The sequence below is a fragment of the Tropicibacter oceani genome, from assembly GCF_029958925.1.
GTDB classification, from domain to species: domain Bacteria; phylum Pseudomonadota; class Alphaproteobacteria; order Rhodobacterales; family Rhodobacteraceae; genus Pacificoceanicola; species Pacificoceanicola oceani.
Window position 1 is genome coordinate 2,376,832 of the sequence record NZ_CP124616.1, and the last position, 26,568, is coordinate 2,403,399.

The 26,568-nt window shown below is 62.6% G+C and carries 23 protein-coding genes and 2 tRNA genes; 19 read left to right on the forward strand and 6 right to left on the reverse strand.

The genetic code is table 11. The features are described 5' to 3' along the window. Positions 1–2: 2 nt before the first annotated feature. From QF118_RS11495 to QF118_RS11555, 13 genes are all read left to right on the forward strand, one after another. The gene (locus tag QF118_RS11495) at positions 3–401 is read left to right on the forward strand and encodes a YNQ4 family lipoprotein (protein WP_282302468.1); all 399 of its coding nucleotides are present in this window, start codon (positions 3–5) and stop codon (positions 399–401) included. Positions 402–408: 7 nt separating this feature from the next. Continuing rightward, on the forward strand, positions 409–1,446 hold the full coding sequence (nuoH, locus tag QF118_RS11500; protein ID WP_282299201.1) for an NADH-quinone oxidoreductase subunit NuoH: 1,038 nt from the start codon (positions 409–411) through the stop codon (positions 1,444–1,446). 5 nt (positions 1,447–1,451) lie between these two features. Further along, positions 1,452–1,946: an NADH-quinone oxidoreductase subunit NuoI gene (gene nuoI / locus QF118_RS11505; RefSeq protein WP_282299202.1), complete on the forward strand. Its 495-nt coding sequence runs from the start codon at positions 1,452–1,454 to the stop codon at positions 1,944–1,946. Positions 1,947–1,990: 44 nt separating this feature from the next. After that, the gene (locus QF118_RS11510) at positions 1,991–2,398 is read left to right on the forward strand and encodes a carboxymuconolactone decarboxylase family protein (RefSeq protein ID WP_282299203.1); all 408 of its coding nucleotides are present in this window, start codon (positions 1,991–1,993) and stop codon (positions 2,396–2,398) included. Beyond that, a complete protein-coding gene (locus QF118_RS11515) occupies positions 2,395–2,997 on the forward strand; it encodes an NADH-quinone oxidoreductase subunit J (protein ID WP_282299204.1) in 603 nt (200 codons plus the stop codon). Before QF118_RS11510 ends, QF118_RS11515 begins: the two co-directional genes overlap by 4 nt. Before the next feature lie 5 nt (positions 2,998–3,002). Beyond that, positions 3,003–3,182 (forward strand): hypothetical protein, encoded by a 180-nt coding sequence (locus tag QF118_RS11520; protein WP_282299205.1) that lies wholly within the window; start codon positions 3,003–3,005, stop codon positions 3,180–3,182. Between the two features lie 95 nt (positions 3,183–3,277). Beyond that, positions 3,278–3,583, forward strand: coding sequence for an NADH-quinone oxidoreductase subunit NuoK (gene nuoK / locus QF118_RS11525; RefSeq protein ID WP_023849383.1), 306 nt, complete (start codon positions 3,278–3,280; stop codon positions 3,581–3,583). Positions 3,584–3,589: 6 nt separating this feature from the next. Next, entirely contained in the window at positions 3,590–5,722 is a 2,133-nt protein-coding gene (nuoL, locus tag QF118_RS11530; RefSeq protein WP_282299206.1) for an NADH-quinone oxidoreductase subunit L, read from the forward strand. Beyond that, positions 5,722–7,275 (forward strand): NADH-quinone oxidoreductase subunit M, encoded by a 1,554-nt coding sequence (locus tag QF118_RS11535; protein WP_282299207.1) that lies wholly within the window; start codon positions 5,722–5,724, stop codon positions 7,273–7,275. The genes nuoL and QF118_RS11535 overlap by 1 nt, the downstream gene beginning before the upstream one ends. 12 nt (positions 7,276–7,287) lie before the next feature. Continuing rightward, complete coding sequence (gene nuoN, locus QF118_RS11540) at positions 7,288–8,730, forward strand: NADH-quinone oxidoreductase subunit NuoN (protein WP_282299208.1); 1,443 nt, start codon at positions 7,288–7,290, stop codon at positions 8,728–8,730. A gap of 135 nt (positions 8,731–8,865) precedes the next feature. Beyond that, on the forward strand, positions 8,866–9,603 hold the full coding sequence (locus tag QF118_RS11545) for a biotin--[acetyl-CoA-carboxylase] ligase (protein WP_282299209.1): 738 nt from the start codon (positions 8,866–8,868) through the stop codon (positions 9,601–9,603). A gap of 12 nt (positions 9,604–9,615) precedes the next feature. Next, positions 9,616–10,398 carry a type III pantothenate kinase gene (locus QF118_RS11550; RefSeq protein ID WP_282299210.1) on the forward strand — a complete coding sequence of 261 codons (783 nt, stop codon included), beginning with the start codon at positions 9,616–9,618 and terminating at the stop codon, positions 10,396–10,398. A 1-nt stretch (position 10,399) separates the two neighbouring features. After that, positions 10,400–12,067: a ribonuclease J gene (locus QF118_RS11555; protein WP_282299211.1), complete on the forward strand. Its 1,668-nt coding sequence runs from the start codon at positions 10,400–10,402 to the stop codon at positions 12,065–12,067. An 85-nt stretch (positions 12,068–12,152) separates the two neighbouring features. Here the strand turns inward: QF118_RS11555 and QF118_RS11560 are convergent, their stop codons facing one another. From QF118_RS11560 to QF118_RS11575, 4 genes are all read right to left on the reverse strand, one after another. Next, positions 12,153–13,652, reverse strand: a complete 1,500-nt coding sequence (locus QF118_RS11560) for a DEAD/DEAH box helicase (protein ID WP_282299212.1) — start codon at positions 13,650–13,652, stop codon at positions 12,153–12,155. Positions 13,653–13,895: 243 nt separating this feature from the next. Next, positions 13,896–14,366, reverse strand: a complete 471-nt coding sequence (locus tag QF118_RS11565) for a cupin domain-containing protein (RefSeq protein ID WP_282299213.1) — start codon at positions 14,364–14,366, stop codon at positions 13,896–13,898. Positions 14,367–14,466: 100 nt separating this feature from the next. Further along, positions 14,467–15,423 carry a glycosyltransferase family 2 protein gene (locus QF118_RS11570; protein WP_282299214.1) on the reverse strand — a complete coding sequence of 319 codons (957 nt, stop codon included), beginning with the start codon at positions 15,421–15,423 and terminating at the stop codon, positions 14,467–14,469. After that, complete coding sequence (locus QF118_RS11575) at positions 15,420–17,159, reverse strand: glycosyltransferase family 2 protein (protein ID WP_282299215.1); 1,740 nt, start codon at positions 17,157–17,159, stop codon at positions 15,420–15,422. The genes QF118_RS11570 and QF118_RS11575 overlap by 4 nt, the downstream gene beginning before the upstream one ends. A 241-nt stretch (positions 17,160–17,400) precedes the next feature. On the opposite strand from QF118_RS11575, the gene tgt reads away from it, so the two are divergent. Then, positions 17,401–18,528: a tRNA guanosine(34) transglycosylase Tgt gene (gene tgt / locus QF118_RS11580; RefSeq protein ID WP_282299216.1), complete on the forward strand. Its 1,128-nt coding sequence runs from the start codon at positions 17,401–17,403 to the stop codon at positions 18,526–18,528. A gap of 14 nt (positions 18,529–18,542) precedes the next feature. Here tgt and QF118_RS11585 read toward each other — a convergent pair whose 3' ends face one another. After that, on the reverse strand, positions 18,543–18,974 hold the full coding sequence (locus QF118_RS11585; RefSeq protein ID WP_282299217.1) for a hypothetical protein: 432 nt from the start codon (positions 18,972–18,974) through the stop codon (positions 18,543–18,545). Between the two features lie 283 nt (positions 18,975–19,257). Between QF118_RS11585 and lon the strand changes: the two genes are divergently transcribed. Then, positions 19,258–21,666: an endopeptidase La gene (gene lon, locus QF118_RS11590; protein ID WP_282299218.1), complete on the forward strand. Its 2,409-nt coding sequence runs from the start codon at positions 19,258–19,260 to the stop codon at positions 21,664–21,666. 151 nt (positions 21,667–21,817) lie between these two features. Here lon and QF118_RS11595 read toward each other — a convergent pair whose 3' ends face one another. After that, entirely contained in the window at positions 21,818–22,009 is a 192-nt protein-coding gene (locus QF118_RS11595) for a hypothetical protein (protein ID WP_282299219.1), read from the reverse strand. Between the two features lie 207 nt (positions 22,010–22,216). On the opposite strand from QF118_RS11595, the gene QF118_RS11600 reads away from it, so the two are divergent. From QF118_RS11600 to QF118_RS11615, 4 genes are all read left to right on the forward strand, one after another. Further along, entirely contained in the window at positions 22,217–22,654 is a 438-nt protein-coding gene (locus QF118_RS11600; protein WP_282299220.1) for an HU family DNA-binding protein, read from the forward strand. 34 nt (positions 22,655–22,688) lie between these two features. After that, positions 22,689–22,763: transfer RNA gene (locus QF118_RS11605), tRNA-Val, on the forward strand. Positions 22,764–22,913: 150 nt separating this feature from the next. Then, a tRNA-Val gene (locus QF118_RS11610) sits at positions 22,914–22,989 on the forward strand. 259 nt (positions 22,990–23,248) lie between these two features. Further along, positions 23,249–26,464, forward strand: coding sequence for a PAS domain-containing protein (locus tag QF118_RS11615; protein WP_282302469.1), 3,216 nt, complete (start codon positions 23,249–23,251; stop codon positions 26,462–26,464). Positions 26,465–26,568: the final 104 nt, after the last annotated feature.

A 26,568-nucleotide genomic window follows, 5' to 3' on the forward strand; every position in this document is an offset into this window, starting at 1 on the left:
TCTTGAAAACCGGGGCGATCATAACCCTGAGCGCGCTGGCCCTGGCCAGTGGCCTTTCGGCCTGTACCCCGGCCGAAAGCCAGCGCGCCTTTGCCCCCGTCTACGAGGGCATCGAAACCAGCCTGCTGGACGGAGATCTGGTGCAGTTCGATGTTGAAATGCGCGGCGCCCGCGATGCGGCGGACGTCGAGGACTATGCTGAATGCGCAGCCGCGCAATACGCGCTGATCCGGGGTTACGGATTTGCGCGTCATTTGCGCACAAATGTATACGAAGAGGGTGGCCTCTGGCGCGGAGATGCGGTTTACACCATCTCGGCGGCGCTGCCCCGCGGGCTCAAGACCATCGACGCAGAAGTTGTGGCGCTGGCCTGTGCCGAAAACGGAATACCGATGGTGTGAGGATCTGATGGCCGACTTCTTTACCACGCCTCTGGGCATATTCGTGATCATCTTTGCCCAATGCCTTGCGGTCTTGGGCTTCGTGATGGTCTCGCTGCTGTTTCTCGTCTACGGGGACCGCAAGATCTGGGCCGCGGTGCAGATGCGCCGGGGGCCCAACGTGGTGGGTGTCTATGGCATCCTGCAATCCGTGGCCGACGCGCTGAAATATGTCGTCAAAGAGGTGGTCATTCCCGCCGGTGCGGACCGTCCGGTCTTTATGCTGGCGCCGATGACGTCCTTTGTCCTGGCGGTGATCGTCTGGGCGGTGATCCCCTTCAACGATGGTTGGGTGATCTCGAACATCAACGTCGCGATCCTTTACGTCTTCGCCATGTCCTCGCTCGAGGTTTACGGCGTGATCATGGGCGGCTGGGCGTCGAACTCCAAGTATCCCTTCCTGGGCAGCTTGCGCTCTGCCGCTCAGATGATTTCCTACGAAGTCTCGATCGGCTTGATCATCGTCGGTGTGATCATTTCGTCCGGCTCGATGAACTTTGGTGAAATCGTCCAGGCGCAGGATGGCCGGTTCGGCTTCTTCAGCTGGTACTGGTTGCCGCACTTCCCGATGGTCTTCCTGTTCTTCATCTCGGCGCTGGCCGAAACCAACCGCCCGCCCTTCGACCTTCCCGAGGCGGAATCGGAACTGGTGGCGGGCTATCAGGTGGAATATTCGGCAACGCCTTTCCTGCTGTTCATGGCCGGTGAATACATCGCCATCTTCCTGATGTGCGCGCTGACCTCGCTGCTGTTCTTTGGCGGCTGGCTGTCGCCGATCCCGGGCCTGCCGGATGGCGTTCTGTGGATGGTCGCCAAGATGGCCTTCTTCTTCTTCATCTTCGCGATGGTGAAGGCGATCACCCCGCGCTACCGCTATGACCAGCTGATGCGCCTGGGTTGGAAGGTCTTCCTTCCGTTCAGCCTGGTCTGGGTGGTCTTTGTTTCGTTCGCCGCAAAATTCGGCTGGTTCTTCGGCGCCTATGCGCGCTGGACCACAGGAGGGTAAGACCAATGGCAAGCATCGACTACGGCCGCGCCGCCAAGTATTTCCTGCTGTTCGACTTCATCAAGGGGTTCCAGCTGGGGCTGAAATACTTCTTTGCGCCCAAGGCCACGCTGAACTATCCGCATGAAAAGGGGCCTTTGTCGCCCCGTTTCCGCGGTGAACACGCGCTGCGCCGCTATCCCAATGGCGAAGAACGCTGCATCGCCTGCAAGCTGTGCGAGGCGATTTGCCCGGCGCAGGCGATCACCATCGACGCAGAGCCCCGCGAGGACGGCAGCCGCCGCACCACGCGCTATGACATCGACATGACCAAATGCATCTACTGCGGCTTCTGCCAGGAGGCCTGCCCGGTGGATGCGATTGTCGAAGGTCCGAACTTTGAATTCTCGACCGAAACCCGCGAAGAGCTGTTCTATGACAAGGAAAAACTCCTGTCGAACGGCGAACGCTGGGAGGCCGAGATTGCCCGCAACCTTGAAATGGACGCGCCTTACCGCTGAATGGAATTTTCGCCGAAAATTCCATTCACCCGCAGGAGACCGACATGAGCGACCAGAAAACCCCGTTCGAACTGATGATGGAGCAGGCGCAGGAGATGGCGAAGGCCTTCAACCCGGCCATGTCGTCGTTCGATCCCAAGGGGTTTGAAAACCTTTGGCCGACGATGCCCAAGGACGCCATGGAAATGTGGTTCGGCAAGGGTTTGTCCAAGGACGGGCTGGACGCCAAGACCCGCCTGCTGCTGACCATCGCCGGTCTGACCATGCAGGGCGCGCAGGCGGAAACGCCGTTTCGCATGACCGTGCGCCACGCTCTGGAAGCGGGCGCCAACGAAGAAGAGATCGCCGAGACCATCGCCCAGATGTCGATGTTCGCCGGTATTCCCGCCATGACCCGCGCCATGGAAATGGCCCGCGCCGTGATGGCAGATCGAAAGGATAACGAGACATGATCGTCTTTGCCTTCTACCTTTTTGCACTTGGCGCCATTGCGGGGGGCCTGTTCACGGTCGTCAGCCGCAACCCGGTGCATTCGGTGCTTTGGCTGATCCTGGCCTTCCTGTCGTCGGCGGGGATGTTCGTTCTGATGGGGGCGGAATTCGTCGCCATGCTGCTGATCATCGTTTACGTCGGCGCGGTGGCGGTGCTGTTCCTTTTCGTCGTGATGATGCTGGACATCGACTTTGCCGAGCTGAAGGCCGAGATGGCGCGCTACATGCCGCTGGCCCTGTTGATCGGCCTGGTGATCCTGATGCAGCTGGCCATGGCCTTTGGCGCATGGGAAGCCAGCGAATTGGCCGCCGGCCAGTTGGCCCAGCCGACCCCGAGCGACATGCACAACACCCAGGCGCTGGGGATGATCCTGTATGATGACTACTTCCTGCTGTTCCAGCTGGCCGGTCTGATCCTGCTGGTCGCCATGATGGGCGCCATCGTTCTGACCCTGCGCCACCGCGACAACGTCAAGCGGCAGGACATCGTCAGCCAGATCCTGCGCGATCCGGCCAAGCAGATGGAACTCAAGGACGTGAAGCCGGGGCAGGGGCTGTAAACCAAATGTGGGATCTGCTGTTTTCGCCAACCGGGTTGGCGCTTTATGCGGGGTTCTGGACACTAAAGCTCCTGTTGGGGGCATGGGTGGTGCGCAAGGTGGCGGCACGGATGCCGGTGGCGGTGATCGTGCGGATCGAAAGCGGCCTGACGCGGCTGAAACTGCGGCGCGTGCGCCCTGAATGAACAAGGCGCCCCGGGGCACACCGGGGCAAGGTCCGGGGACACCCGGGCAGCTGAATGGCAAGACGATAATCGGGCAAGACCCGGAGGGACGTGAGATGATCGGATTGGAACATTACCTGACGGTGGCCGCTGTGCTGTTCGTCATCGGTATTTTCGGGCTTTTCCTGAACCGCAAGAACGTGATCATCCTGCTGATGAGCATCGAACTCATGCTCTTGGCGGTGAACATCAACCTTGTCGCCTTTTCGACCCATCTGGGCGATCTGGTGGGGCAGGTCTTTACGCTGTTCGTGCTGACCGTCGCCGCCGCCGAGGCCGCGATCGGCCTTGCGATCCTTGTCTGTTTCTTCCGGAACCGCGGCACCATCGCCGTGGAAGACGTCAACGTGATGAAAGGCTGACCCAAAATGGAGACGATCATCCTTTTCGCCCCGCTGGTGGGCAGCCTGATCGCCGGCTTCGGCTGGCGCTACATTTCGATCACCGGGGCGCAATACGTCACTACGGGCCTGCTGTTCCTGGCCTGCCTGCTGTCCTGGATCGTGTTCTTTTCGCACGGACCGGAAACCCAGCACATCCAGATCATGCGCTGGATCGAAAGCGGCACGCTGTCGACCGACTGGTCGATCCGGCTGGACCGCCTGACCTCGATCATGCTGATCGTCGTCACCACCGTGTCGTCGCTGGTGCACCTGTATTCCTTTGGCTACATGGCGCATGACAGCCAGTTCAAGGACGGCGAGGAAAGCTATCGCGCCCGCTTCTTTGCCTATCTGTCGTTCTTTACCTTTGCCATGCTGATGCTGGTGACCTCGGACAACCTGGTTCAGATGTTCTTTGGCTGGGAAGGCGTGGGTGTCGCATCCTACCTGCTGATCGGCTTCTACTATCGCAAGCCGTCGGCCAACGCCGCCGCGATCAAGGCCTTTGTGGTCAACCGGGTTGGCGACTTTGGCTTTGCGCTTGGCATCTTTGGCCTGTTCTTCCTGACCGACAGCATCAAGTTCGACGACATCTTTGCCGCCGCTCCGGCGATTGCCGAAACGCAGCTGACCTTCTTGTGGCGCGAATGGAACGCGGCCGAGGTTGTGGCCTTCCTGCTGTTCGTCGGCGCGATGGGCAAATCGGCACAGCTGTTCCTGCACACATGGTTGCCTGACGCGATGGAAGGCCCGACGCCTGTGTCGGCGCTGATCCACGCCGCGACCATGGTCACCGCCGGTGTCTTTCTGGTCTGCCGCATGTCGCCGCTGATGGAATTCGCCCCCGGGGCAACCGGTTTCATCACCTTCCTTGGCGCGACCACGGCCTTTGTCGCCGCGACCATCGGTCTGGTGCAGAACGACATCAAACGCGTGATCGCCTATTCGACCATGTCCCAGCTGGGCTACATGTTCGTGGCTGCCGGTGTCGGCGTCTATTCGGTCGCCATGTTCCACCTGTTCACGCACGCCTTCTTCAAGGCGATGCTGTTCCTTGGCGCGGGGTCGGTGATCCACGGCATGCACCACGAACAGGACATGCGGAACTATGGCGCGCTGCGCAAAAAGCTGCCCTATACCTTCTGGGCGATGATGATCGGCACGCTGGCGATCACCGGCGTCGGGATCCCGCTGACCCATCTGGGCTTTGCCGGCTTCCTGTCCAAGGACGCGGTGATCGAAAGCGCCTGGGCGGGCACCAATGGTGGCTATGCCTTCTGGATGCTGGTCATCGCGGCGCTGTTCACCAGCTTTTACAGCTGGCGCCTGATCTTCCTGACCTTCTACGGCGAGGCGCGCGGCGACAAGCACACGCATGAGCACGCGCACGAAAGCCCGATGGTCATGCTGGTTCCGCTGGGCGTGCTGGCCTTCGGGTCGGTGTTTGCCGGGATGATCTGGTACGGTTCGTTCTTTGGCGACCACAACCAGGTGAACAAGTTCTTTGGCATTCCGGCCCACCACGAAGAGGTGGCCGATGCAGGACACGGCGAAGCGGCGGATGCCGGTCACGGGGACACCGCTGTTGCGGATGCCGGTCATGGCGACGACGCCGCGCATGGCGAGGCCGCGGACCACGCTGCCGCCGCAGACCACGCAATGGCCCCGCAGGGCGCGATCTACATGGCGCCGGACAACCACGTGATGGACGACGCGCACCATGCCCCGACATGGGTCAAGGTCAGCCCCTTCGTTGCCATGATCATCGGTTTCGCCACGGCCTTCTGGTTCTATATCGCGAACCCCGAACTGCCCAAGCGTCTGGCCGAAAACCAGCGCCCGCTGTACCTGTTCCTGCTGAACAAATGGTACTTTGACGAAATCTATGACTTCCTCTTTGTCCGTCCCGCCAAGGCGCTTGGCCGCCTGCTGTGGAAGCGCGGCGACGGCGACGTCATCGACGGGTCGATCAACGGCATCGCCATGGGCATCGTGCCCTTCTTTACCAGGCTCGCGGGCCGGGCGCAGTCTGGATACATCTTTACCTATGCATTCGCGATGGTCATCGGGATCGCCGTCCTGATCACCTGGATGTCGCTCAGCGGAGGAGCGCACTGATGGATAACTTGCTTTCCATTGTCACCTTTCTGCCTGCTCTGGCGGCCCTGATCCTTGCGCTGTTCCTGCGCGGCGGTGACGAAGCGGCGGATCGCAATGCAAAATGGCTGGCGATGATCGCCACCAGCGTGACCTTCCTGATCTCGCTGTTCATCCTTGCGCAGTTCGATGCCTCGGACACCGGTTTCCAGATGGTGGAAGAGCAGGAGTGGCTGCTGGGGATGAAGTACAAGATGGGCGTCGACGGGATTTCGGTCCTGTTCGTGATGCTGACCACCTTCATGATGCCGCTGACCATCCTGGCCAGCTGGGGCGTCAGCACCCGCGTCAAGGAATACATGATCGCCTTCCTGCTGCTGGAAACGCTGATGCTGGGCGTGTTCATGGCGCTGGACCTGGTGCTGTTCTACCTGTTCTTCGAGGCAGGCCTGATCCCGATGTTCCTGATCATCGGCATCTGGGGCGGGGCCAACCGCATCTATGCCAGCTTCAAGTTCTTCCTCTACACCTTCCTTGGGTCGGTGCTGATGCTGGTGGCCATGGTGGCGATGTTCGCCGATGCGGGCACCACAGACATCACGCTGCTGATGAACCACACCTTCTCGTCCGAAAGCTTCAGCCTGATGGGCGTGCAGGTGATCGGCGGCCTTCAGACCATGCTGTTCCTGGCCTTCTTTGCCAGCTTTGCGGTCAAGATGCCGATGTGGCCGGTGCACACCTGGTTGCCGGACGCGCACGTTCAGGCGCCGACGGCGGGCTCGGTCGTGCTGGCGGCGATCCTGCTGAAGATGGGCGGCTATGGCTTTCTGCGCTTTTCGCTACCGATGTTCCCGGTCGGGTCCGAGATCATGCAGGACCTTGTCTTTGCCCTGTCGGTGATCGCGATCATCTACACCAGCCTTGTGGCGCTGGTGCAGGAAGACATGAAAAAGCTGATCGCCTATTCGTCGGTCGCGCACATGGGCTATGTCACCATGGGCATCTTTGCGGCCAACCAGCAGGGGGTTGATGGCGCGATCTTCCAGATGATCAGCCACGGCTTCATCTCGGGCGCGTTGTTCCTGTGTGTCGGCGTGATCTATGACCGTATGCACACCCGCGAGATCGACGCCTATGGCGGCCTTGTGAACCGCATGCCGGCCTATGCGCTGATCTTCATGCTGTTCACCATGGCCAACGTCGGCCTGCCGGGCACCTCTGGTTTCATCGGGGAATTCCTGGTGCTGATGGGCATTTTCCAGGTCAACACCTGGGTGGCCGCAGGCGCCACCACCGGGGTGATCCTGTCCGCGGCCTATGCGCTGTGGCTGTATCGCCGCGTGGTCATGGGCGACCTGATCAAGGAAAGCCTGAAGACCATCACCGACATGACGACCCGCGAAAAGGTGATCTTTGCGCCGCTGGTGGTGATGACGATCTGGATGGGCGTCTATCCGGCGCCGATCCTGGACCGCATCGGACCCAGCGTTGGCGCGCTGATCGAACAGTATGACACGGCTGTGGCCGCTGCCGGCCTGGGTGGCGACACCCATGTCGCCAAAGCAGAACATTAAGGGGGCGGGGCTATGATCTCGGCTGATCTCACTATCATCCTGCCGGAAATCCTGCTGGCGGTCTTTGCCATGCTGGCGCTGATCGGCGCGGTCTATACCGGCAAGGACAAGCTGGCACCGATGCTGGTCTGGGCAACCTCGGCGATCTTCGTGCTGCTGGCGCTTTGGATCGGGGCCTCGGGCGCGGGGACGAACGTCGCCTTCAACGGGATGTTCGTCGACGACGGCTTTGCCCGCTTTGCCAAGGTGACGATCCTTGTCTCGGCCGCGGCCGTCCTGCTGATGAGCGAAGGCTACATGAGCGCGCGCGGCTTGCTGCGCTTTGAATATCCGCTGCTGGTGGCGCTGGCCGCCGTCGGCATGATGATGATGGTCAGCGCCGGCGACCTGATGTCGCTGTACATGGGGCTCGAGCTGCAATCGCTGTCGCTGTATGTGGTCGCCTCGCTGCGCCGCGACAGTGCCAAGTCGACGGAAGCGGGCCTGAAGTATTTCGTGCTGGGCGCGCTGTCCTCGGGACTGCTGTTGTATGGGGCGTCGATGGTCTATGGCTTTGCCGGGACGACCCAGTTCGCCGGCATCATCCAGACCGCGACCGAAGGGGAAATGTCCGTTGGCCTGCTGATCGGCCTTGTGCTGCTGATTTCCGGCATGGCCTTCAAGGTTTCGGCGGTGCCCTTCCACATGTGGACGCCGGACGTCTACCAGGGTTCGCCCACGCCGGTGACGGCCTTCTTTGCCACCGCACCGAAAGTCGCGGCGATGGGCCTGTTTGCCCGCGTGATGCATGACGCCTTTGGCAATGCGACGCACGACTGGGGGCAGGTTGTTGCCCTGCTGTCGCTGCTGTCGATGTTCCTGGGCGCCGTGGCGGCGATCGGCCAGCGCGATATCAAGCGCCTGATGGCCTATTCGTCGATTGCGCACATGGGCTTTGCCCTGATGGGCCTGGCGGCGGGCACGGCGCTGGGTGTGCAGGCGATGCTGATCTACATGGCGATCTATGTCACCATGAACGTCGGCACCTTTGCCTTTATCCTGTCGATGGAACGCGACGGCCAGCCGGTGACGGATATCGAGGCGCTGGGGATGTATTCCAAGCGCGAGCCGGGCAAGGCGCTGGCCATGCTGGTGCTGCTGTTTTCGCTGGCAGGCGTGCCGCCGTTGGTCGGGTTCTTTGGCAAGTTCTACGTGCTGCGCGCGGCCTACGAGGCGGGTTATGCCTGGCTTGCGGTTGCGGGCGTGGTGGCCAGCGTGATCGGCGCCTTCTACTACCTGCGGATCGTGTTCTACATGTATTTCGGCGAGGACCGCGAGGACGCCCTGGATGGTGGCAAGTCGCCGGTGCTGTGGGGGTTCCTGATGGCCTCGGCGGTGATCATGGTGGTTGGTGTCGTGAACCTGTTCGGGATCGAAGGGGCGGCGGCGGCGGCTGCGGCGACGCTGGTCAACTGACCCTGCCTTGCGAGCGATGATAAAAGGGGACGCGCCTTCGGGCGCGTCGCTTTGTTTTTGGGGGTTGGGGGCGCTGCCCCCGTCGCTGCGCGACTCCCCCGGGATATTTTGGGCACAAAGAAGCAGGGGGCGCGCATGTGGCCTGAGGGGTATGGCAAGCGGGTGCTGGAGACGGTGGACAGCAGCAATGCAGAAGCCGCTCGGATCGCCCTTGGGCTGGCGGGGCCGGAGTGGATCCTGGCGCTGTCGCAAAGCGCGGCGCGGGGGCGACGCGGGCGCCCTTGGGTCATGCCGGCGGGCAATTTTGCAGCGACCCTGGTGATGCGCCCCGGCGAGGCGCCCGAGGTGGTTGCCTTGCGGTCCTTTGTGGCGGCGCTGGCCTTGTTTGACGCATTTGAGGCGGTGACGGGGACCGCGGCGGGGCTGGCGCTGAAGTGGCCCAACGACGTTTTGATGAACGGTGGCAAGGTGGCCGGTATCCTGCTGGAAAGCCTGGGCGGCCCAGGCGGGCATCTGGCCATCGGGATCGGCGTCAACCTGATTGCCGCGCCGGGGGCGGCGCAGGTCGAACCGGGAGCCTTGGCGCCCGTGTCGGTGCTGGGCGAGACCGGCAAGCGGGTGACTCCCGAGGCGATGCTGGAAGCGCTGGCGGCGGCCTATGCGGCACGCGAGCAGAGCTTTGTCACCTATGGCTTTGCGCCGATCCGCGCCGCCTGGCTGGAGCGTGCCGCGCGCCTTGGTGAGGTGATAACGGCGCGCACGGGGCGCGAAGAGGTCACCGGCACCTTCGAGACGGTGGACGAGCAGGGCAATCTTGTCTTAAAGACCCCTGAGGCCCGCCGCGCCATTGCGGCGGCGGATGTGTTTTTCTAGAAGGCTTTGCCTATGCTTTTGTGCATCGACTGCGGCAATACCAATACGGTCTTTTCCATCTGGGACGGGACGCGGTTCCTGTGCACGCTGCGCACCTCGACCCATCACAGCCGCACGGCGGATGCCTATTTCACCTGGTATTCGACCCTGGTGAACCACTACAAGATTGATGCCGACATCACCGATGTGATCATCTCGTCCACCGTGCCGCGCGTGGTCTGGAACCTGCGGGTCTTTGCGGACCGGTTCTTTGGCTGCCGCCCGCTGGTGGTGGGCAAGCCCGAGTGTCAGTTGCCGATCCCGCCGCGTGTGGACGCTGGCACCGGGGTTGGGCCGGACCGGCTGGCCAATGCCGCCGCCGCCTTTGACCGGCATGGCGGCGACGTGGTGGTGGTGGATTTCGGAACGGCGACGAATTTCGATGTGGTAGCCGAGGATGGTGCCTATGTCGGCGGGGTGATCGCGCCCGGTGTGAACCTGTCGCTTGAGGCCCTGCACCAGGGTGCGGCGGCGCTGCCGCATGTCGACATCACCCAGCCCGACAAGGTGATCGGCACCAATACCGTGGGCTGCATCCAGTCGGGTGTGTTCTGGGGCTATGTCGGCCTGATCCAGGGCATCACCACCCGTATCAAGGCCGAGTATGGCCGCCCGATGAAAGTGATCGGCACCGGCGGGCTGGCCCCGCTTTTCGCCAGTGGCGAGGTGCTGTTCGACAAGATCGAGGACGATCTGACCATGCATGGTCTGACCGTTATCCACAATTATAACAAGACGTTGACAAAGGCAGAGTGACATGAGCAGCGACAGATTGATTTACCTCCCGCTGGGGGGCGCCGGCGAAATCGGCATGAACTGCTATGTCTATGGCTATGGCAAACCGGGGCAGGAGCGGCTGATCGTTGTCGATCTGGGGGTGACCTTTCCGGATATGGACAGCTCGCCCGGGGTGGACCTGATCCTGCCGGACATCACCTGGCTGAAGGAAAACCGCAACCGGATCGAGGCGGTGTTCATCACCCATGCGCACGAGGACCATGTCGGCGCCGTTGGCCATACCTTCGAGGATCTCGGCGCACCGATCTATGCGCGCGCCTTTACCGCCAACCTTGCGCGGCAAAAGCTGAACGAATTCGGGGTCGAGGGCAAAGCCGTGCGGACCGTGTCGAAATGGCCGGAAACCGTGACGGTTGGGCCGTTTACCGTGGGCTTTTTGCCGATCTCGCATTCGATTCCCGAAAGCAGCGGGCTGGTGATCGACAGCCCTGCTGGCCGGGTGATCCATTCGGGCGATTTCAAGCTGGATACCACGCCGCTGGTGGGTGAGCCCTGGGACCCCGAGCTTTGGGCCGAGGTCAGCAAGGAAGGCGTCAAGGCGCTGGTCTGCGATTCGACCAACGTTTTCTCTCAGCATCCCGGCCGGTCCGAGGCCGAGGTTGGCCCTAATGTTGAAAAGCTGGTGGCCGAGGCGCCGCACATGGTGGTGGCGACGACCTTTGCCAGCAACGTGGCGCGGGTCAAGACCCTTGCCGAGGCAGCGGATCGGGCAGGGCGGTCGATCTGCCTGATGGGGCGGGCGATGCGCCGGATGATCGAGGCCTCGATCGAAACCGGGGTTCTGACCGGCTTTCCCAAGGTGATCGGCCCCGAGGATGCCAGCGCAATCCCGCGCGAGAACCTGATGCTGATCGTCACCGGATCGCAGGGCGAACGGCGCGCCGCCAGTGCGCAGCTGGCGCGCGGCAAGTATCACGGCATGACCCTGAAAGAGGGCGATCTGTTCCTGTTTTCGTCCAAGACCATTCCGGGCAACGAGCGCGGCGTCATTCGCATCATGAACCAGCTGTCCGAGCAAGGTGTTGATGTGGTTGACGATTCCAACGGGCTGTACCACGTGTCGGGCCATGCCAACCGCCCTGATCTGGAAACGCTGCAGGATGTGGTGCAGCCGCAGATGGTGATCCCGATGCACGGCGAACACCGCCACCTGCGCGAACACGTCAAGATCAGCCAGCGCCGCGGCCGCAAGGGCGTTCTGGCGGTCAACGGCATGATGATCGACCTGTCGGGGAACGAACCCACCGTGGCCGAATACATCGACACCGGGCGCACCTATCTGGATGGCAGCGTGCAGATCGGCGCGCTGGACGGGATCGTGCGTGACCGCCTGCGCATGGCGATGAACGGCCATGTTCTGGTGACGGTGATCATCGACGAAGACGACACGCCGCTGGGCGAGCCGTGGTGCGAATTGATGGGCCTTGCCGAAACCGGGCGGTCGCGCGTGCCGCTGTCGGACATCCTCGAAGAAGACCTGTCGCAGTTCTTGGGCCGTGCCGGCGACAAGACCCTGACCGATGACGACAAGCTGGAGGAAGGCATGCGCCGCGTGGTGCGCCAGACCTGTCAGAACGAGATTGGCAAAAAGCCCGAGGTCACGGTGGTCGTCAGCCGTCTGATGTAAGGTCATCCCCTTGGGGTGAAACGAAAAAGGCCCGGGCAGCGATGCCCGGGCCTTTTGTCATTGGTGCGGCGCTGCGGTCAGCGGATCACGACGCGCGGCGTTCGTCAAAGCTGAGCGCGATGAACTCGGGCATGTGATCGCCCATGCCGACGATATTGTTGTCGTTGCGGCGCGGCCGTTCCTTGCTGCGGTCCTTGCTACGCTCGGGGCGCTCAGCCCGTTCGGGGCGCTCAGCCCGTTCGGGACGCTCTGCGCGCTGCGGGCGCTCGTCGGTTTGCGGGCTTTCGGGCTGCGGTTCCGGCGCGGTTTCGGCTTCGACCACGCGCGGGGCCTTGTCGGCGCTTTTGCTGCGCGACCGGGTGCGCGTCGGCTTTTTCACGTCGCTCTTGGCCGGGGTTTCCTCGGCTGCGGCATCCACGGGCGTTTCGGCCTGTTGGGCGGTCTGGACGCGCGGGATTTCCTTTTGGATCAGCGCCTCGACTGCGGCAAAGTTCTTTTCGTCGCGCGGCACCACGATGGTAAAGGCCTTGCCTTCGCGCCCGGCGCGGCCGGTACGGCCGATGCGGTGCACGTAGTCTTCGGGGTGGCCGGGCACGTCGAAGTTGAACACATGGCTGACCGAAGGCACATCCAGCCCGCGCGCCGCCACATCCGAGGCGACCAGAATGCGCAGCGCGCCTTCGCGGAAGCCGTCAAGCGTGCGGGTACGCTGGGACTGGTCCAGATCGCCGTGGATCGGGGCCGCGTCATAGCCGTATTTCGTCAGCGATTTCGAAACGATATCCACATCCACCTTGCGGTTGCAGAAGATGATCGCATTGGTCAGTTTCTCACCCTCGGCGTCGATCAGGTCACGCAGGACCTTGCGCTTTTCGGTGGCTTCGCGGTCCTTGCGCGAGGCTTTGACAAAGACGGCGGCCTGTTCGATGGTTTCCGACGCGGTGGCCTGACGGGCCACTTCGATGCGCGCGGGCGACGACAGGAAGGTGTTGGTGATCCGCTCGATTTCCGGCGCCATGGTGGCCGAGAAGAACAGTGTCTGGCGGGTAAAGGGCGTCAGGCCGAAGATGCGTTCGATATCGGGGATAAAGCCCATGTCGAGCATCCGGTCGGCTTCGTCGACGACCATGATCTTGACGTCCGACAGGATCAGTTTGCCGCGTTCGAAATGGTCCAGCAGGCGGCCCGGTGTGGCGATCAGCACATCGACGCCCTTGTCGATCAGCTGATCCTGTTCCTTGAAGGAAACGCCGCCGATCAGCAGCGCCTTGGTCAGTTTGACGTTCTTGGCGTAGACGTCAAAGTTTTCGGCCACCTGGGCGGCCAGTTCGCGCGTGGGGCACAGCACAAGGCTGCGCGGCATCCGTGCGCGGGCGCGCCCACGGGCGAGCATGGTGATCATCGGCAGCGTAAAGCTGGCGGTCTTGCCTGTGCCTGTCTGGGCAATGCCCAGAACATCACGGCCTTCGAGCGCGGGGGGAATGGCGCCCTCTTGAATAGGCGTGGGGCTTTCATAGCCTGCCTCTTCGATGGCCTTGAGAACTTTGGGGTTCAGGTTCAGGTCAGAAAACTTGGTTTGGGTCATGCGTGTCCGATCAATGCAGGCACTGTTGCATGGCCTGCGCGTCTGAGTGAGTTAAGGCCCTTACGGCCCCGCATATCGTTGCGTGGTTAACTCCTGTTGCGTGCCATAGTGAAAAGCGCGGGAAAGGTCAATTGCGCGCTGTCGCGCCGGGCAATAGATCGCCCGTGTTTGTTTCCAAAATCGAAACGCGGCGCGCGGAGGGGGCGGATTGGGGCGTTTTGCGAAATAGTTTCGGGCGCGGCGTTAGCTGTCCGGGCAGGTTTCGATGATGGTGATCGGGTCCTTGCCCGGCGGCAGGATGAAGGTGTCGATCAGCACGGCATCGACGGTGCCAAGGTTGGCGGCGGTCATCGGTGTCTCTGGCGGCATGTAGTAACAGCTGTCCGCGGCGAACAGGCCGGGGTCTGCACCTTCGACGAAATCGGTGATCGCGCCTTGCAGAACACAGGTGTGGCCACCGAATTCGTGCACATGGATGCCGACGCGGGTGCCGGCGCGGCGGGTGCCCCGGGTCACCACCAGCCGGTTGCCGTCGGGCATGACGGTGTCGACCATCACGGTCACGTCGACCAGTCCGGCCACCGTGCCGGGCGGGATCTGGCCGTTGATGCGGGTGACGACGTCATGGCCGGTATGGGCGCAGGCGTGCTGGGCCGCGCCGGGCGTTGCCGCGGCAAGCAGGACGCAGGCCTGGATTGTGGCGATCAGACGCATGGGGGCCTCTTGGATGATCCTTGGGGTTTCCATGTATAGTTGCGCTGGGTCCGGAAAATCAACCGTCAAGGGGCGCGCCCGTGCAGGGGGCGAATCCCGATCAGGCGGCGCCCTGCGGGAAATGCCGGGCGCGCAGCGCGGCAAGGTCCATCCGGTGTCGGCGCAGCAATCCGTGCCGCTCCAGCCGGTCGCAAAGCGGGGCCGAGGCGGTGCAGACCTCGTCGAAAAAGGCGCGCAGGCCGTCCTCTCCGGCTTCGGCCTCGATGGTGCGGAACAGGTCGTGCAGGTTCAGCGCATCGCCCTGGCGCACCTGGGGTTTCAGCTCGGCCCGGTAGGACCCGCGTTCCAGCCGGAAACGATAGCCGGCGATGAAGTGGTCCCAGCTGGACGAATGGAAATGGCCCAGCTCGACCCCGGTCAGTTCGACCTGTCCGGGGTTCTGGACGCCGTCCAGCGTGACGTTGTGGATCTTGATGTCCAATCCGCCCAGCCCGGTGCGAAAGAACAGCTTGCCCGCCACATGGCTCAGAAAACCGCCCGACAGGTGCCGGCCCCAGGTCGGGAAACAGGCCTGCGCGGCCTGTTGGCGCTGTTTCTGATCCAGGTGAAAGGCCTTGAAGGCGGTCTCGCCCTCGGCGGTGCCGCTGCCCGCGGCCAGCGCCTCGACCGGGCGGACGCGGGCGCACAGCGTATCGGGGGCCAGCGCCGCCAGCTGCGCGCCCAGCGGCGTCTGCGGCAGCAGGAATTCGTCGACGTCGATATGGGCGAGCCAGTCGACCTCGGGTTTGCGGTTGTTGGCGTGGCGGGCGTTCTTGCATTGCCGTACCTGGTGTTTGTCCGGCCGGCCGTTGCGCTTGGCCCACCAGGCGGCGTCGGTATGCTGCACCCGGATTTTCGGATGCGCGGCCAGCACGGCCTGAGTGTCGGGCGCGGGATCATCGAGGTACAGGTACAGCCGCTGCGCCCCCAGCTCCAGATGCCAGGCGGCAAAGTCGAGGATCGCGGGCAGGGGCGCCTTGATCGTCGACACGATCCCCCAGGATGCTGCGGCGGTCATGGCAACGCTCCAAAGATCCGCCGGGTGGTGGCGTCGAAGTCAAAGCTGTGGCTGAGCAGCATGTCGCGGGCGGCAAGGCGGGCGCGCAGGTCGGGGGTATCGGCGCAGACCTCGTCGAAAAAGACCCGCAGACCGTCGTCGCCCTCTTCCTCGGCGAGGAATTTCAGCAGCTCTGCCTGCCCCAGTTCGGGCCGCAGCGAACGTGGCCGGTACGATCCCTTTTGCTGGCGAAACTCCAGGTGGTCGCGGAAATGCTGCCAGGACGGCGCATGGAAATGCGCCAGGTACAGGCCCGGGGGCTTGGTCCGGTTGGTCACGTCCTCGCCCTTGTATTTCAGCGTGTGGATGCCAAGGCGGGTGTCGGCAATGCCGGTGCGGGCAAAGATCTTGCCCGAGGTATGCGACAGGAACCCGCCGTACAGATGCAGGCCGAAGGTTGGATAGACCTCTTGCAGTTCGGACTTTTTCACGCCGGCCTGCTTGTGCGTCAGCTTGAAGTGGCTTGGCGTGCCCTGCGGCGGGGCCAGGGCCTCGGCCGGGGGAATGCGGGCGATGGCGTTCTGGCTGCCGACATGGCCCAGCTTTTGCGCGATGGGGGTGTCGCAGATCAGGAATTCATCGACGTCGATATGGCCCAGCCAGTCCAGATCGTCCTTTACCGCGCGCAGGCAGCGCGTGGCGTTGTAGGCCTGGCGGCGCTGGTGTTCGGGCATCCGGGCGCGGCCGGTTTCCTGCCAATAGGCGTCATCGCAGCGGGTGACATGGATTTTCGGGTGACGCGCCAGAAAGGCGGCGGTGTCCGGATCGGGGGCGTCCAGGTAGATGTGCAGCGCATCGGCGCCCAGGTCCAGGTGGTGCGCGGCAAAGCGGGCAATCGCGGGCAGCGGCGCCTTGATCGTGCTGACAAGGCCCCAGCGCAGGGTGTCGGCGCGCAGGCCGATGGCCGATGCGGGCACCGGGGCCATGTTGGATTTCGGCTGGGCGGCATCGGGTTGGCGCGCCTTGCGTTTGCGCATGGTCATCAGACGGCGCATGACGGTGCGGTCGTCATGGATCAGAAGGTCAAGCAGGCGATGGGCAAGGGGGGCAATCACCGCATCGGCTTCGGCCTCTTGCCAGAGGCGGGCGATCAGGTTCACGTCCAGCCCGCCGGCGGTGATCGAATAGCTTTCCATGTCCAGCGGCAGTTTTGCGCGGGCCTTGCCATCGAGGGTAAAGGGCTGGTCCGGGGTCAGCCCGGAGTAGAGCCGTTCGGATTCGTACAGCTTCATCGTGCCGAACAGGGCGGTCAGCGCCAGCCCGACGGCGCGCTGGGTGACATTGGCGCCGTGATCGCCAAAGGTGGTGACGGCCGAGACCAGCCAGCGTTGATCCAGTTGATCGAGCAGGTGGGGGCCCTGCTGCGCCCAGAGCCTTTGGAACAGGGCGGGGGCGTGATCGGGCCAGGCGCGTTTGCGCAGATGCGCGATCAGCATGCCGTTCAGGTAGGCCAGTTCCGAAAGGCCCTGCAATTCCTGGCGCAGGGCAAAGCGTTTGCGATGATACGAGGAGCGGAAGGGCGGCTGTTCGCCGGGGTCCTGTTCGGGATCACCGACGCGCTGGCCCGCCAGCGCCGCAAGATCGACGTCCAGCGGCGGCAGGCCTTCGCCCGGGGCATGGTCGATGCTGTCCCGGCGGGTTTCGTATTGGGCAAGAAGCGCGGGCATGCCGCCGGGGTAGGTGGGGGGGCTGGTCATGCGGCTACATTGGCGAGACGGCGGGAAATGGGCAAGCGGGCCTTTGTCAAATTGTGCGCGTTCCGCGCGCTTTCCCGTCTCGGCGCCGGCCTGCGGCCTTTGCCTCGTTGGGCTGGGTGTGTGGCGGCGCGACGTGCTGCGGCGGCGTGGCGCGGGAGGGGGGCGCGGGGAAGTGAGTATTTGAGCCAAGAAGAAGAGCCGGGGGCTTTTCAAACGGGTTTGGCTGGGGCAAAGGAGCGGTATGACACAGACATCGTTTGAACTGAAAGCCCGGGACGGGCGGGCGCGGCTGGGGGTGATTTCCACTCCGCGCGGAGAGATCCGGACACCGGCCTTCATGCCCGTGGGTACGGCCGCCACGGTCAAGGGAATGCTGCCCGAAAGCGTGCGCGCGACGGGGGCGGATATCCTGCTGGGCAATACCTATCATTTGATGCTGCGCCCCGGGGCCGAGCGGATTGCGCGTTTGGGCGGTTTGCACAGGTTCATGAACTGGGAGCGGCCGATCCTGACGGACTCCGGGGGCTTTCAGGTGATGAGCCTGTCGGGCCTGCGCAAGCTGACCGAAGAGGGCGTGAAGTTTTCGTCGCATATCGATGGGTCGAAACACATGCTGAGCCCCGAGCGGTCGATGGAGATTCAGAAGCTGCTGGGGTCTGACATCGTCATGGCCTTTGACGAATGTCCTGCCTTGCCTGCCGACCGTAAGCGGATCGCCGAAAGCATGCGCCTGTCCATGCGGTGGGCGCAGCGCTCGCGCGATGCCTTTGGTGACCGGCCCGGGCATATGCTGTTCGGGATCATGCAGGGCGGTCTTGAGCGCGATCTGCGCGAGGAAAGCGCCGAGGCGCTGCGCGGGATTGGTTTCGACGGCTATGCCATTGGCGGTCTGGCCGTGGGCGAGGGGCAGGAGGCGATGTTTGACTGCCTGGACTATGCGCCCGAGTTGTTGCCCGAGGATCGGCCGCGCTATTTGATGGGGGTCGGCAAGCCCGACGACATCGTCGGCGCGGTCAAGCGCGGCGTCGACATGATGGATTGTGTTCTGCCGTCCCGGTCAGGGCGGACCGGGCAGGCGTTTACCCGGCACGGCGTGGTCAATATCAAGAACGCGCGCCATGCGGATGATCCGCGCCCCCTGGACGAGGCGTGTTCTTGCCCGGCCTGTTCGGGGTACAGCCGCGCCTATCTGCATCATGTGTACCGGTCGGGCGAGATGATCAGCGGTATGCTGCTGACCTGGCACAACCTGCATTATTTCCAGCAGATCATGCAGGGAATGCGCACGGCGATTGCCGAGGGGCGGTTCGAGGCCTGGGAAGCGGATTTCCATGCTCAGCGGGCAGAGGGGGATATCGCCCCGTTATAGGCGTTTGGCGGCGCTCAGGGTTCGATCGTCTCTCGTAGGGTCACGATATTCCCAAGGCCGTCCGAGGTGGTGATTTCGACCAGGTGCTTGCCTTGGTATTCGTTTTTCTTGGTAATGTACTCAATCTCGATGCCAGCTGTTTTGCCTTTGAAACGGTCTGGCATCCCGCCCGCGCAGGTGGTTTCGAATTTCTGAAGGACCTGACCGCGCCGCTTGCGGGCCTTGCCGATGTGGGCGATCTGCCCGATCTTTTCACCCTTGCAATATTTTCGCATCATGCCGGTGATCTCGGTCAAAGAATATCCGCCCACCGAGTAGAGTCCTTCTACCTTTTGCGAGCCGCGCTCGAGGCGAAAGAAGAACCCTTTGATCGGGTCGGCCGCGACGGCGGGCGTGGCGCAAAGAACGGCAATGAGGGGCAGGGCAAATCGGATTTTCGAAAGCATGTAGGTCTCTTGTCTTTGTGGCTTCATTCGCGGCACGGGCTAGCACGGCCCGGTGGGGCTCGCAATTTTAAATGACGCTGGCTGTCCACCTCGCCGTTTCCTGACAATACCCCTTATTGTGCGCTTGCACCTGCAACGCGCAGGGGCCATTCTGGTCGCCAATCTGCGGGGGCGTGCAGGTTGAAAATCTGTTAACCCGCCCCATCTACATAGTCCGAGACCGGAGGATCCTTTGCTGCCGCCAAGCGGGGCGGGGGTCCTTGCCAAGAACAGGATACCGAGCATGAAACATCCCCTCAATCCCTCTTACCCGGTGCTGCCGCTGCGCGATATCGTGGTTTTCCCGCATATGATCGTGCCGCTGTTCGTGGGCCGAGAAAAATCGGTGCGCGCGCTGGAAGAGGTGATGAACGACGACAAGCAGATCCTGCTGGCGTCGCAGATCGACCCGTCGGTCGACGATCCCGAAACCGATGGGATTTACAAGGCCGGCGTGCTGGCCAATGTGCTGCAACTGCTGAAACTGCCCGATGGCACCGTCAAGGTGCTGGTCGAGGGGCAAAGCCGCGTGCGCATCACCGAATACCTTGAAAACCCGAATTTCTTCGAGGCTTCCGCAGAATATCTGACGGAAATGCCCGGCGATGTCGCCGCCGTCGAGGCGCTGACCCGCACCGTGGGTGAAGAGTTCGAGCGTTATGCCAAGGTCAAAAAGAACATTCCCGAAGAGGCGCTGACCGCCGTCGGCGAGGCGCAGGATGCCGCCAAGCTGGCCGATCTGGTCGCTGGCCACCTGGGCATCGAAGTGCCGCAAAAGCAGGAACTGCTGGAAACGCTGTCGGTGTCCGAGCGGCTTGAGAAGGTTTACGGCCTGATGCAGGGCGAAATGTCGGTCCTGCAGGTCGAGAAAAAGATCAAGACCCGCGTCAAGACCCAGATGGAGAAGACCCAGCGCGAATACTATCTGAATGAGCAGATGAAGGCCATTCAGAAGGAGCTGGGCGACGGCGAAGAGGGCGAAGGCGAGGTTGCCGAACTTGAGGCTAAAATCGCTGAAACCAAGCTGTCCAAGGAAGCCCGCGACAAGGCCGACGCCGAGCTGAAGAAGCTGAAAAACATGTCGCCCATGTCCGCCGAGGCGACCGTGGTGCGCAACTATCTGGACTGGATGCTGTCGATCCCCTGGGGCGTGAAAAGCCGCGTCAAGAAGGATCTGAACAAGGCTCAGGATATTCTGGACGCCGATCACTACAGCCTGGACAAGGTCAAGGAACGCATTGTCGAGTATCTTGCGGTGCAGGCGCGTTCGGCCAAGCTCAAGGGCCCGATCCTGTGCCTTGTCGGCCCTCCGGGCGTGGGCAAGACCAGCCTTGGCAAGTCGATGGCCAAGGCCACGGGGCGCGAATTCATCCGCATTTCGCTGGGCGGCGTGCGTGACGAATCCGAGATCCGCGGCCACCGCCGGACCTATATCGGCTCGATGCCGGGCAAGATCATCCAGGCGCTGAAAAAGGCCAAGACCACCAACCCGCTGATCCTGCTCGACGAGATCGACAAGATGGGCCAGGATTTCCGTGGCGATCCCGCGTCGGCGATGCTCGAAGTGCTTGATCCCGAGCAGAATTCGACCTTCATGGACCACTACCTTGAGGTGGAATATGACCTGTCGAACGTGATGTTCGTGACCACCTCGAACAGCTACAACATGCCGGGGCCCTTGATGGACCGGATGGAGATCATCCCGCTGTCCGGCTATACCGAGGACGAAAAGCTGGAGATCGCCAAGCGGCATTTGCTGGAAAAGCAGGTCAAGAACCACGGCCTGAAGAAAGGCGAATTCGAGGTTGATGACGCGGCGCTGACCGGGATCATCCGCTTTTACACCCGCGAGGCGGGCGTGCGGAACCTGGAGCGTGACATTGCCAAGCTGGCGCGCAAGGCGGTGACCAAGATCGTCAAGAAAGAGTCGGACAAGGTGCATGTCACCGCCGAAAACCTGGACGATTTCCTTGGGGTCAAGAAGTACCGCTATGGTCTGGCCGAAGACGATCATCAGGTCGGTGTGGTCACCGGGCTGGCCTATACCAGCGTGGGCGGCGATCTGCTGCACATCGAGGCGCTGCGCCTGCCGGGCAAGGGCCGGATGAAGACCACCGGCAAGCTGGGCGATGTGATGAAGGAATCCATCGAAGCGGCCAGCAGCTATGTCCGCTCGATCGCGCCGCAGATCGGGGTGAAACCGCCGAAGTTCGACAAGATGGATATTCACGTCCACGTGCCGGACGGCGCCACCCCCAAGGACGGGCCCTCGGCCGGTTTGGCGATGGTGACCTCGATCGTGTCGGTTCTGACGGGCATTCCGGTGCGCAAGGATATCGCCATGACTGGCGAGGTTTCGTTGCGCGGCAACGCGATGCCCATCGGCGGTTTGAAGGAAAAACTGCTGGCGGCATTGCGCGGCGGGATCAAGACGGTTCTGATCCCCGAGGAAAACGAAAAGGACCTGGCCGAACTGCCGGACAACGTGAAGGAAGGGTTGGAAATCATCCCGGTCAAACACGTCTCCGAAGTGCTCAATCTGGCCCTGACCGCCAAGCCCGAGCCGATCGAATGGGATGAAGAGGCCGAAGAGGCCGCTGCCGCCGCCGCCGCCAAGTCCGGCGATGCGGGGGCAGGGGTCACGGCCCACTAAACCCTTTCGCTACAACAAGAAAGCGCCGCGCAGGTTTGCGCGGCGCTTTGCGTTTGGCCCCATGATCGGGGGCGGTGTGGCGTGGGTCTGGCATTCCGGCAAGGGTGTTGGCGGCGCCCCCCGACTGGCAGGTCGGGGTTGGCCTTGCGCGTCAGTGCGACAGGGCCGCGCCGAACACCGCCAGCGTCGCCAAAAGCATGACCAGTTCCGCCGAGGGCGCGCTGTCCTGCACCGCCGCTTCGCGGATCACCACAGGTTCCACCACCGGGTCGGAATAGCCATCGGCCTGCGCGCCGGTCGCACCGGCCAAGGCCAGGACGGTCGCTGCTGCAAAAGTTTTCATATTGGTCCCCCAGTTTGCAAAAAATCGCCAAGACTGTGCAACCGGCGCTTGTGCCCTGTCAAGCAAGTGCTGGCTTGTGACCCCGGTTTCGACTATTCTGACGCCAAACAGGCCTGCTGGGCGGCGCGCGTGAATGGCGGCGCAAGGCAGCATAACAACGGTCTGGCGGACAGCCCGCCCAGCCGAAAACAGCGAAAGAGCAGAGACATGACAGCCCAGACAAAGACACGCAAGGCCCGCGGCGCAGCCGCCACCCCCGACAAGGGCGCGGACAAACCCCGCAAGCCCGCGCCCATCGCCGCCGAATTCAGCCCCGACGCGGCGTCCCTGGACATGGCCAGCCCGAAACCTGCCAAAACCGCAGCGGCGGGCCCGGACGCGGATCAGCCCACGGTGGAAATGAAAAAGAAGGAACTGATCGACCTGGTCGTCGAACGCAGCGGCGTCAAGAAACGCGACGCCAAGCCCGCGATCGAGGCAGCCTTGGCGATTCTGGGCCAGGCCCTGGCAGAAGGGCGGCCGCTGAACCTCAAGCCGCTTGGCAAGGTCAAGGTTGCGAACATCAAACCCAAGGATAACGCGCTGGTTCTGAACGTGCGCGTGCGTCAATCGACCGAGGGCGAAAATAGCGAAAACGCCTCTTGATCCCCAAAGCGATGGGCGCTAGAACGCGCGCCACGGGTGATTAGCTCAGTGGTAGAGCGCTTCGTTCACATCGAAGATGTCAGGAGTTCAAATCTCTTATCACCCACCAGTTTCCTGAAAGGCGCGCCAGCGATTGGCGCGCCTTTCTTGTTGTCATGCCGGGGCGTTGCGGGGGGCAGGCGGCCGGGCGGCAAGAAATGCACAGGCCCGTTCCGAAGGGCTTGCCAAGGCGCGCGGGTTGCGGCAAAAGCGGCGCAGCGGGTGATTAGCTCAGTTGGTAGAGCGCTTCGTTTACACCGAAGATGTCGGGAGTTCGAGTCTCTCATCACCCACCATCCCCTTCTGTGAAACCTGAAACCTGCCTGTTATCAGGCGGTTGCCGGTGTTCGTTTCGCGCCTTGTGTCCATGCGCACAAGCAGGCGCTCTCGCGCGTTTTTCAAAGAAACCTTAGCGACCGGACCAGCACGTGGTTTCTGGGTTTCTTGCCCTTGCGTCAGTCTCGATTTGTGCTGTCAGCCACTCGGGCGGGTAACGCTCTGTTAAGCAGATTAATTTAGTTAACGGTTTCGTAGCCCTTTGCATGGGAGTTGATGATGAACGTGGTTTTTGATGGTCATGAGGCAAGGTCTGAATGGGCCGGGAGGATACCGGACAGTTTTCCGGCGATCTTCCATGTCACGAATATGGACGGCATCATCGTGCAGGCCAGTGACAACTGGCTCAGTGTGTTTGGCTATGTGCGCGATGCGGTCATCGGTCGCCATTGTTTCGATTTCATGGCGCGCGACAGCTGGGCGATTGTCCAGGCCTCGCCCGGGCAGGACCCGGCCAGCAAGCTTGTCGATCAGCTGGCCTGCACGTTCATCGCGGGCAGTGGGAAAGAAGTGTCTTGCATGATTTCCTCGACGCCCCTTGTTCACGATGACGGCAAGGTGATCGGCAACGTCGCGACGCTAAGCGTGCTGGATGGCGACGATGCTCTGGCCAAGCGCCTTCAGACCAAATCCTATCGCCTGCAATCATGCATCGAAGGCACCAATGCCGGCACCTGGGAATGGAACGTGCAAACCGGCGAGACACGGTTCAACGAACGTTGGGCCGAGATCGTCGGCTATTCGCTGGACGAATTGGGCAAGACAACCATCCAGACATGGCAGGATCTGGGGCATCCCGAAGACATGCAAACCTCTGAGGCCGCGCTGCGGGCGCATTGGGCGGGTGAAAGCGCGTTTTACGACATCCACGCACGGATGCGCCACAAGGACGGGCATTGGGTCTGGGTCCACGATCGCGGCCGCGTCTTTACCTGGACCGAGGACGGCGAACCGGAATGGATGTTCGGCACCCATATCTCGATCAACGAATACAAGCAGAAACAGGCCGAAACGGCGCGCTTGAAAGTCCTGCTGGAACGCATGGGCACGATTGCCGGGGTCGGCGGTTGGGAGGTTGACCTGGAAACCAACCAGGTTCTGTGGACCCGCGAGACACGGCGCATTCACGGGGTCAGCGACGACTATATCCCGAACCTGACCGAAGGGCTGAGCTTTTATGCGCCCTCGGCGCGCCCGGTGATCGAAAAGGCGGTTCAGGCGGGCATCGACGAAGGCCAGCCCTGGGATCTGGAATTGCCGTTCATCCGCCTGAACGGAGAGCGGATCTGGGTGCGGGCGGTCGGCGAGGTCGAGTTCGAGAACGGCACGCCCAAACGCCTGTTCGGCGCCTTTCAGGACATCAGCGACCGGGTGACCCGGGACAAGGAATTGCGCGCGACGCAGGAATGGATGCAGCTGGCCACCAGCAGCGGCGGCGTTGGGCTGTGGAGCCTCGACGCTGTCGATGGCACCGTGACCTGGGACGACGTGATGTTGCAGCACTTCGTGATCTCGTCCAACAAGCGGCCCGATACCCTGGCCGAATGGTTGAACTGGCTGCCCGACTCGGAGGCCAAGAAGTTCAAATCGCAGATCCGGCGTCTGATTTCGGGCAAGGGCCGGGCCGATATCGAAATCGATTTTTGTGACCAGGACGGGCTGGTGCACGCGCTCAAACTGACCGGAGAGGCCAGCCGGGACGAAGACGGGCTGATCGACCGGATTCATGGCGCCTGCTTTGACCTGACCCCGGAACGGCGCCTGATGTTCGAGCTGCAGGAGCAGACCTCGAAGCTGTCGGTGACGCTGTCCTCGATCGGGGACGGGGTGATCACCACGGACCGCGATTGCCGGATCAACTGGATCAACGATGTGGCGGCCAACCTGTCCGGCTGGACGCGGTCAGAGGCCATCGGCAAACTGTCCCACGAGGTCTTTGCCGTTTTCAACGAAGAGACCGGGAAACTGGTCACCGATCCGATCCGGCAATGCCTGCTCGAAGGCCGCACGGTGGATCTTCAGCCCAACTCGATCCTGCGCAACAAGTCCGGGGACCCTATCGCCGTAGACGATTCCGCAGCGCCGATCATCGACGAAAACGGGCGCGCGGTCGGGGCGGTGCTGGTGTTTCGCGATGTCAGCAATCAGCGGCGTCTGTCGCGCGACATCGAATATCGCGCCACCCATGACCTGCTGACGGGGCTGTTGAACCGGGTCGAATTCGAACACCGGTTCCAGGATTGCCTGAACGATCCGATCTGCAAGAACGGCAGTTATCTGTTCTTCATCGACCTTGACCACTTCAAGCGGGTGAACGATTCGCTGGGCCATGACGCGGGCGACAAGCTGCTGCACCGGGTGGCGCATGTGCTGCGCCAGGTGGCCGGCGAGGATGCGCATATCGCCCGGCAGGGCGGCGACGAATTCGTCATGTTGAAACGGTTCGACGGCGACGCGGCGGCCAAGACCTTTGCCGAAGGGCTGTGCCGCGAAATCGCGAACATCGCCACCGGAACCCCGGACAGGCAGGATTTGCCGCGGATCGGAGCCAGTGTCGGCGTCGTCGACCTGTGCACCGCGCCCCGGCATATCGGGCAGTTGCTGCGCCGCGCCGACATCGCGGCCTATACCGCCAAGGCGGCCGGGCGCGGGCAGGTCTGCCTGTGGACCGAGTCTGACGAAACCATGCAGAATGCCGCCACCCAGGTGTCGTTGATCGAACGCATCGAACGGGCGAATGTCGAAAGCCGGTGGATCGTGCACGAACAGCGCATCGCGCCGATCGCCGACGATCCGGACCAGCCCGAAATGCGCGAACTGCTGATCCGAATGCCAGATGACGACGGCGGGCTGATCGCGCCGAACAAGTTTCTGGGCGCGGCCGAACGCTATGGTCTGATGCCGTCGATCGACTTGTGGATGTTCCGCTATTGCCTGGACCGGGTGTCGGCAACCGACCTCGGTGTGATCTTTACGGTAAACCTGTCGGCATCTTCGGTGTCGTCGCGCAGTTTCCAGGGGGATCTGCTGACCCTGGTGCGCGGCGCGGACAAGGCGCAGCTGGAACAGATCTGCATCGAGATCACCGAAACCTCGATGGTGCAGAATTATGAAACCGTCTTTGGGTTCCTGTCCGAACTGCGGGCGCTTGGGCTCAAGGTCGCGATCGACGATTTCGGGGCGGGGGCCTCGTCGTTTCGGTATTTCGGGACCTTGCCGGCCGATTATCTCAAGATCGACGGCAGCTTTATCCGCAACTACGACGACCCTGTCGCCGCCTCGAGCGTGGAATGCTTTATCAAGATGGCGCAGGTCGCAGGGCTCAAGACGATCGCCGAGCATGTCGAGGACAAGGCGATGGTGCCGGTGCTTGAAGAGCTGGGTGTAAACCTGGTGCAGGGCTATGCGATAGACCGCCCCGGCGCGGCCGCCTGAACACCATTGCTGAGCGCCAGGAAACGGGCCTGTTGCCGAAGGGCGCAGGCCCTTTTGCCGCGCGCTGAACGGGGCGGGCTGGGGCGGGCTGGGCAAACCGCGCG

Coding starts and splice junctions, on each gene's coding strand:
- nuoH (WP_282299201.1), top strand. CDS start 409: ATGGCCGACTTCTTTACCACGCCTCTGGGCATATTCGTGATCATCTTT.
- nuoN (WP_282299208.1), top strand. CDS start 7,288: ATGATCTCGGCTGATCTCACTATCATCCTGCCGGAAATCCTGCTGGCG.
- QF118_RS11510 (WP_282299203.1), top strand. CDS start 1,991: ATGAGCGACCAGAAAACCCCGTTCGAACTGATGATGGAGCAGGCGCAG.
- QF118_RS11555 (WP_282299211.1), top strand. CDS start 10,400: ATGAGCAGCGACAGATTGATTTACCTCCCGCTGGGGGGCGCCGGCGAA.
- QF118_RS11565 (WP_282299213.1), bottom strand. CDS start 14,366: ATGCGTCTGATCGCCACAATCCAGGCCTGCGTCCTGCTTGCCGCGGCA.
- nuoI (WP_282299202.1), top strand. CDS start 1,452: ATGGCAAGCATCGACTACGGCCGCGCCGCCAAGTATTTCCTGCTGTTC.
- QF118_RS11570 (WP_282299214.1), bottom strand. CDS start 15,423: ATGACCGCCGCAGCATCCTGGGGGATCGTGTCGACGATCAAGGCGCCC.
- QF118_RS11535 (WP_282299207.1), top strand. CDS start 5,722: ATGGATAACTTGCTTTCCATTGTCACCTTTCTGCCTGCTCTGGCGGCC.
- QF118_RS11585 (WP_282299217.1), bottom strand. CDS start 18,974: ATGCTTTCGAAAATCCGATTTGCCCTGCCCCTCATTGCCGTTCTTTGC.
- QF118_RS11545 (WP_282299209.1), top strand. CDS start 8,866: ATGTGGCCTGAGGGGTATGGCAAGCGGGTGCTGGAGACGGTGGACAGC.
- QF118_RS11550 (WP_282299210.1), top strand. CDS start 9,616: ATGCTTTTGTGCATCGACTGCGGCAATACCAATACGGTCTTTTCCATC.
- nuoL (WP_282299206.1), top strand. CDS start 3,590: ATGGAGACGATCATCCTTTTCGCCCCGCTGGTGGGCAGCCTGATCGCC.
- QF118_RS11615 (WP_282302469.1), top strand. CDS start 23,249: ATGAACGTGGTTTTTGATGGTCATGAGGCAAGGTCTGAATGGGCCGGG.
- QF118_RS11520 (WP_282299205.1), top strand. CDS start 3,003: ATGTGGGATCTGCTGTTTTCGCCAACCGGGTTGGCGCTTTATGCGGGG.
- QF118_RS11595 (WP_282299219.1), bottom strand. CDS start 22,009: ATGAAAACTTTTGCAGCAGCGACCGTCCTGGCCTTGGCCGGTGCGACC.
- nuoK (WP_023849383.1), top strand. CDS start 3,278: ATGATCGGATTGGAACATTACCTGACGGTGGCCGCTGTGCTGTTCGTC.
- tgt (WP_282299216.1), top strand. CDS start 17,401: ATGACACAGACATCGTTTGAACTGAAAGCCCGGGACGGGCGGGCGCGG.
- QF118_RS11515 (WP_282299204.1), top strand. CDS start 2,395: ATGATCGTCTTTGCCTTCTACCTTTTTGCACTTGGCGCCATTGCGGGG.
- QF118_RS11600 (WP_282299220.1), top strand. CDS start 22,217: ATGACAGCCCAGACAAAGACACGCAAGGCCCGCGGCGCAGCCGCCACC.
- QF118_RS11575 (WP_282299215.1), bottom strand. CDS start 17,159: ATGACCAGCCCCCCCACCTACCCCGGCGGCATGCCCGCGCTTCTTGCC.
- QF118_RS11560 (WP_282299212.1), bottom strand. CDS start 13,652: ATGACCCAAACCAAGTTTTCTGACCTGAACCTGAACCCCAAAGTTCTC.
- lon (WP_282299218.1), top strand. CDS start 19,258: ATGAAACATCCCCTCAATCCCTCTTACCCGGTGCTGCCGCTGCGCGAT.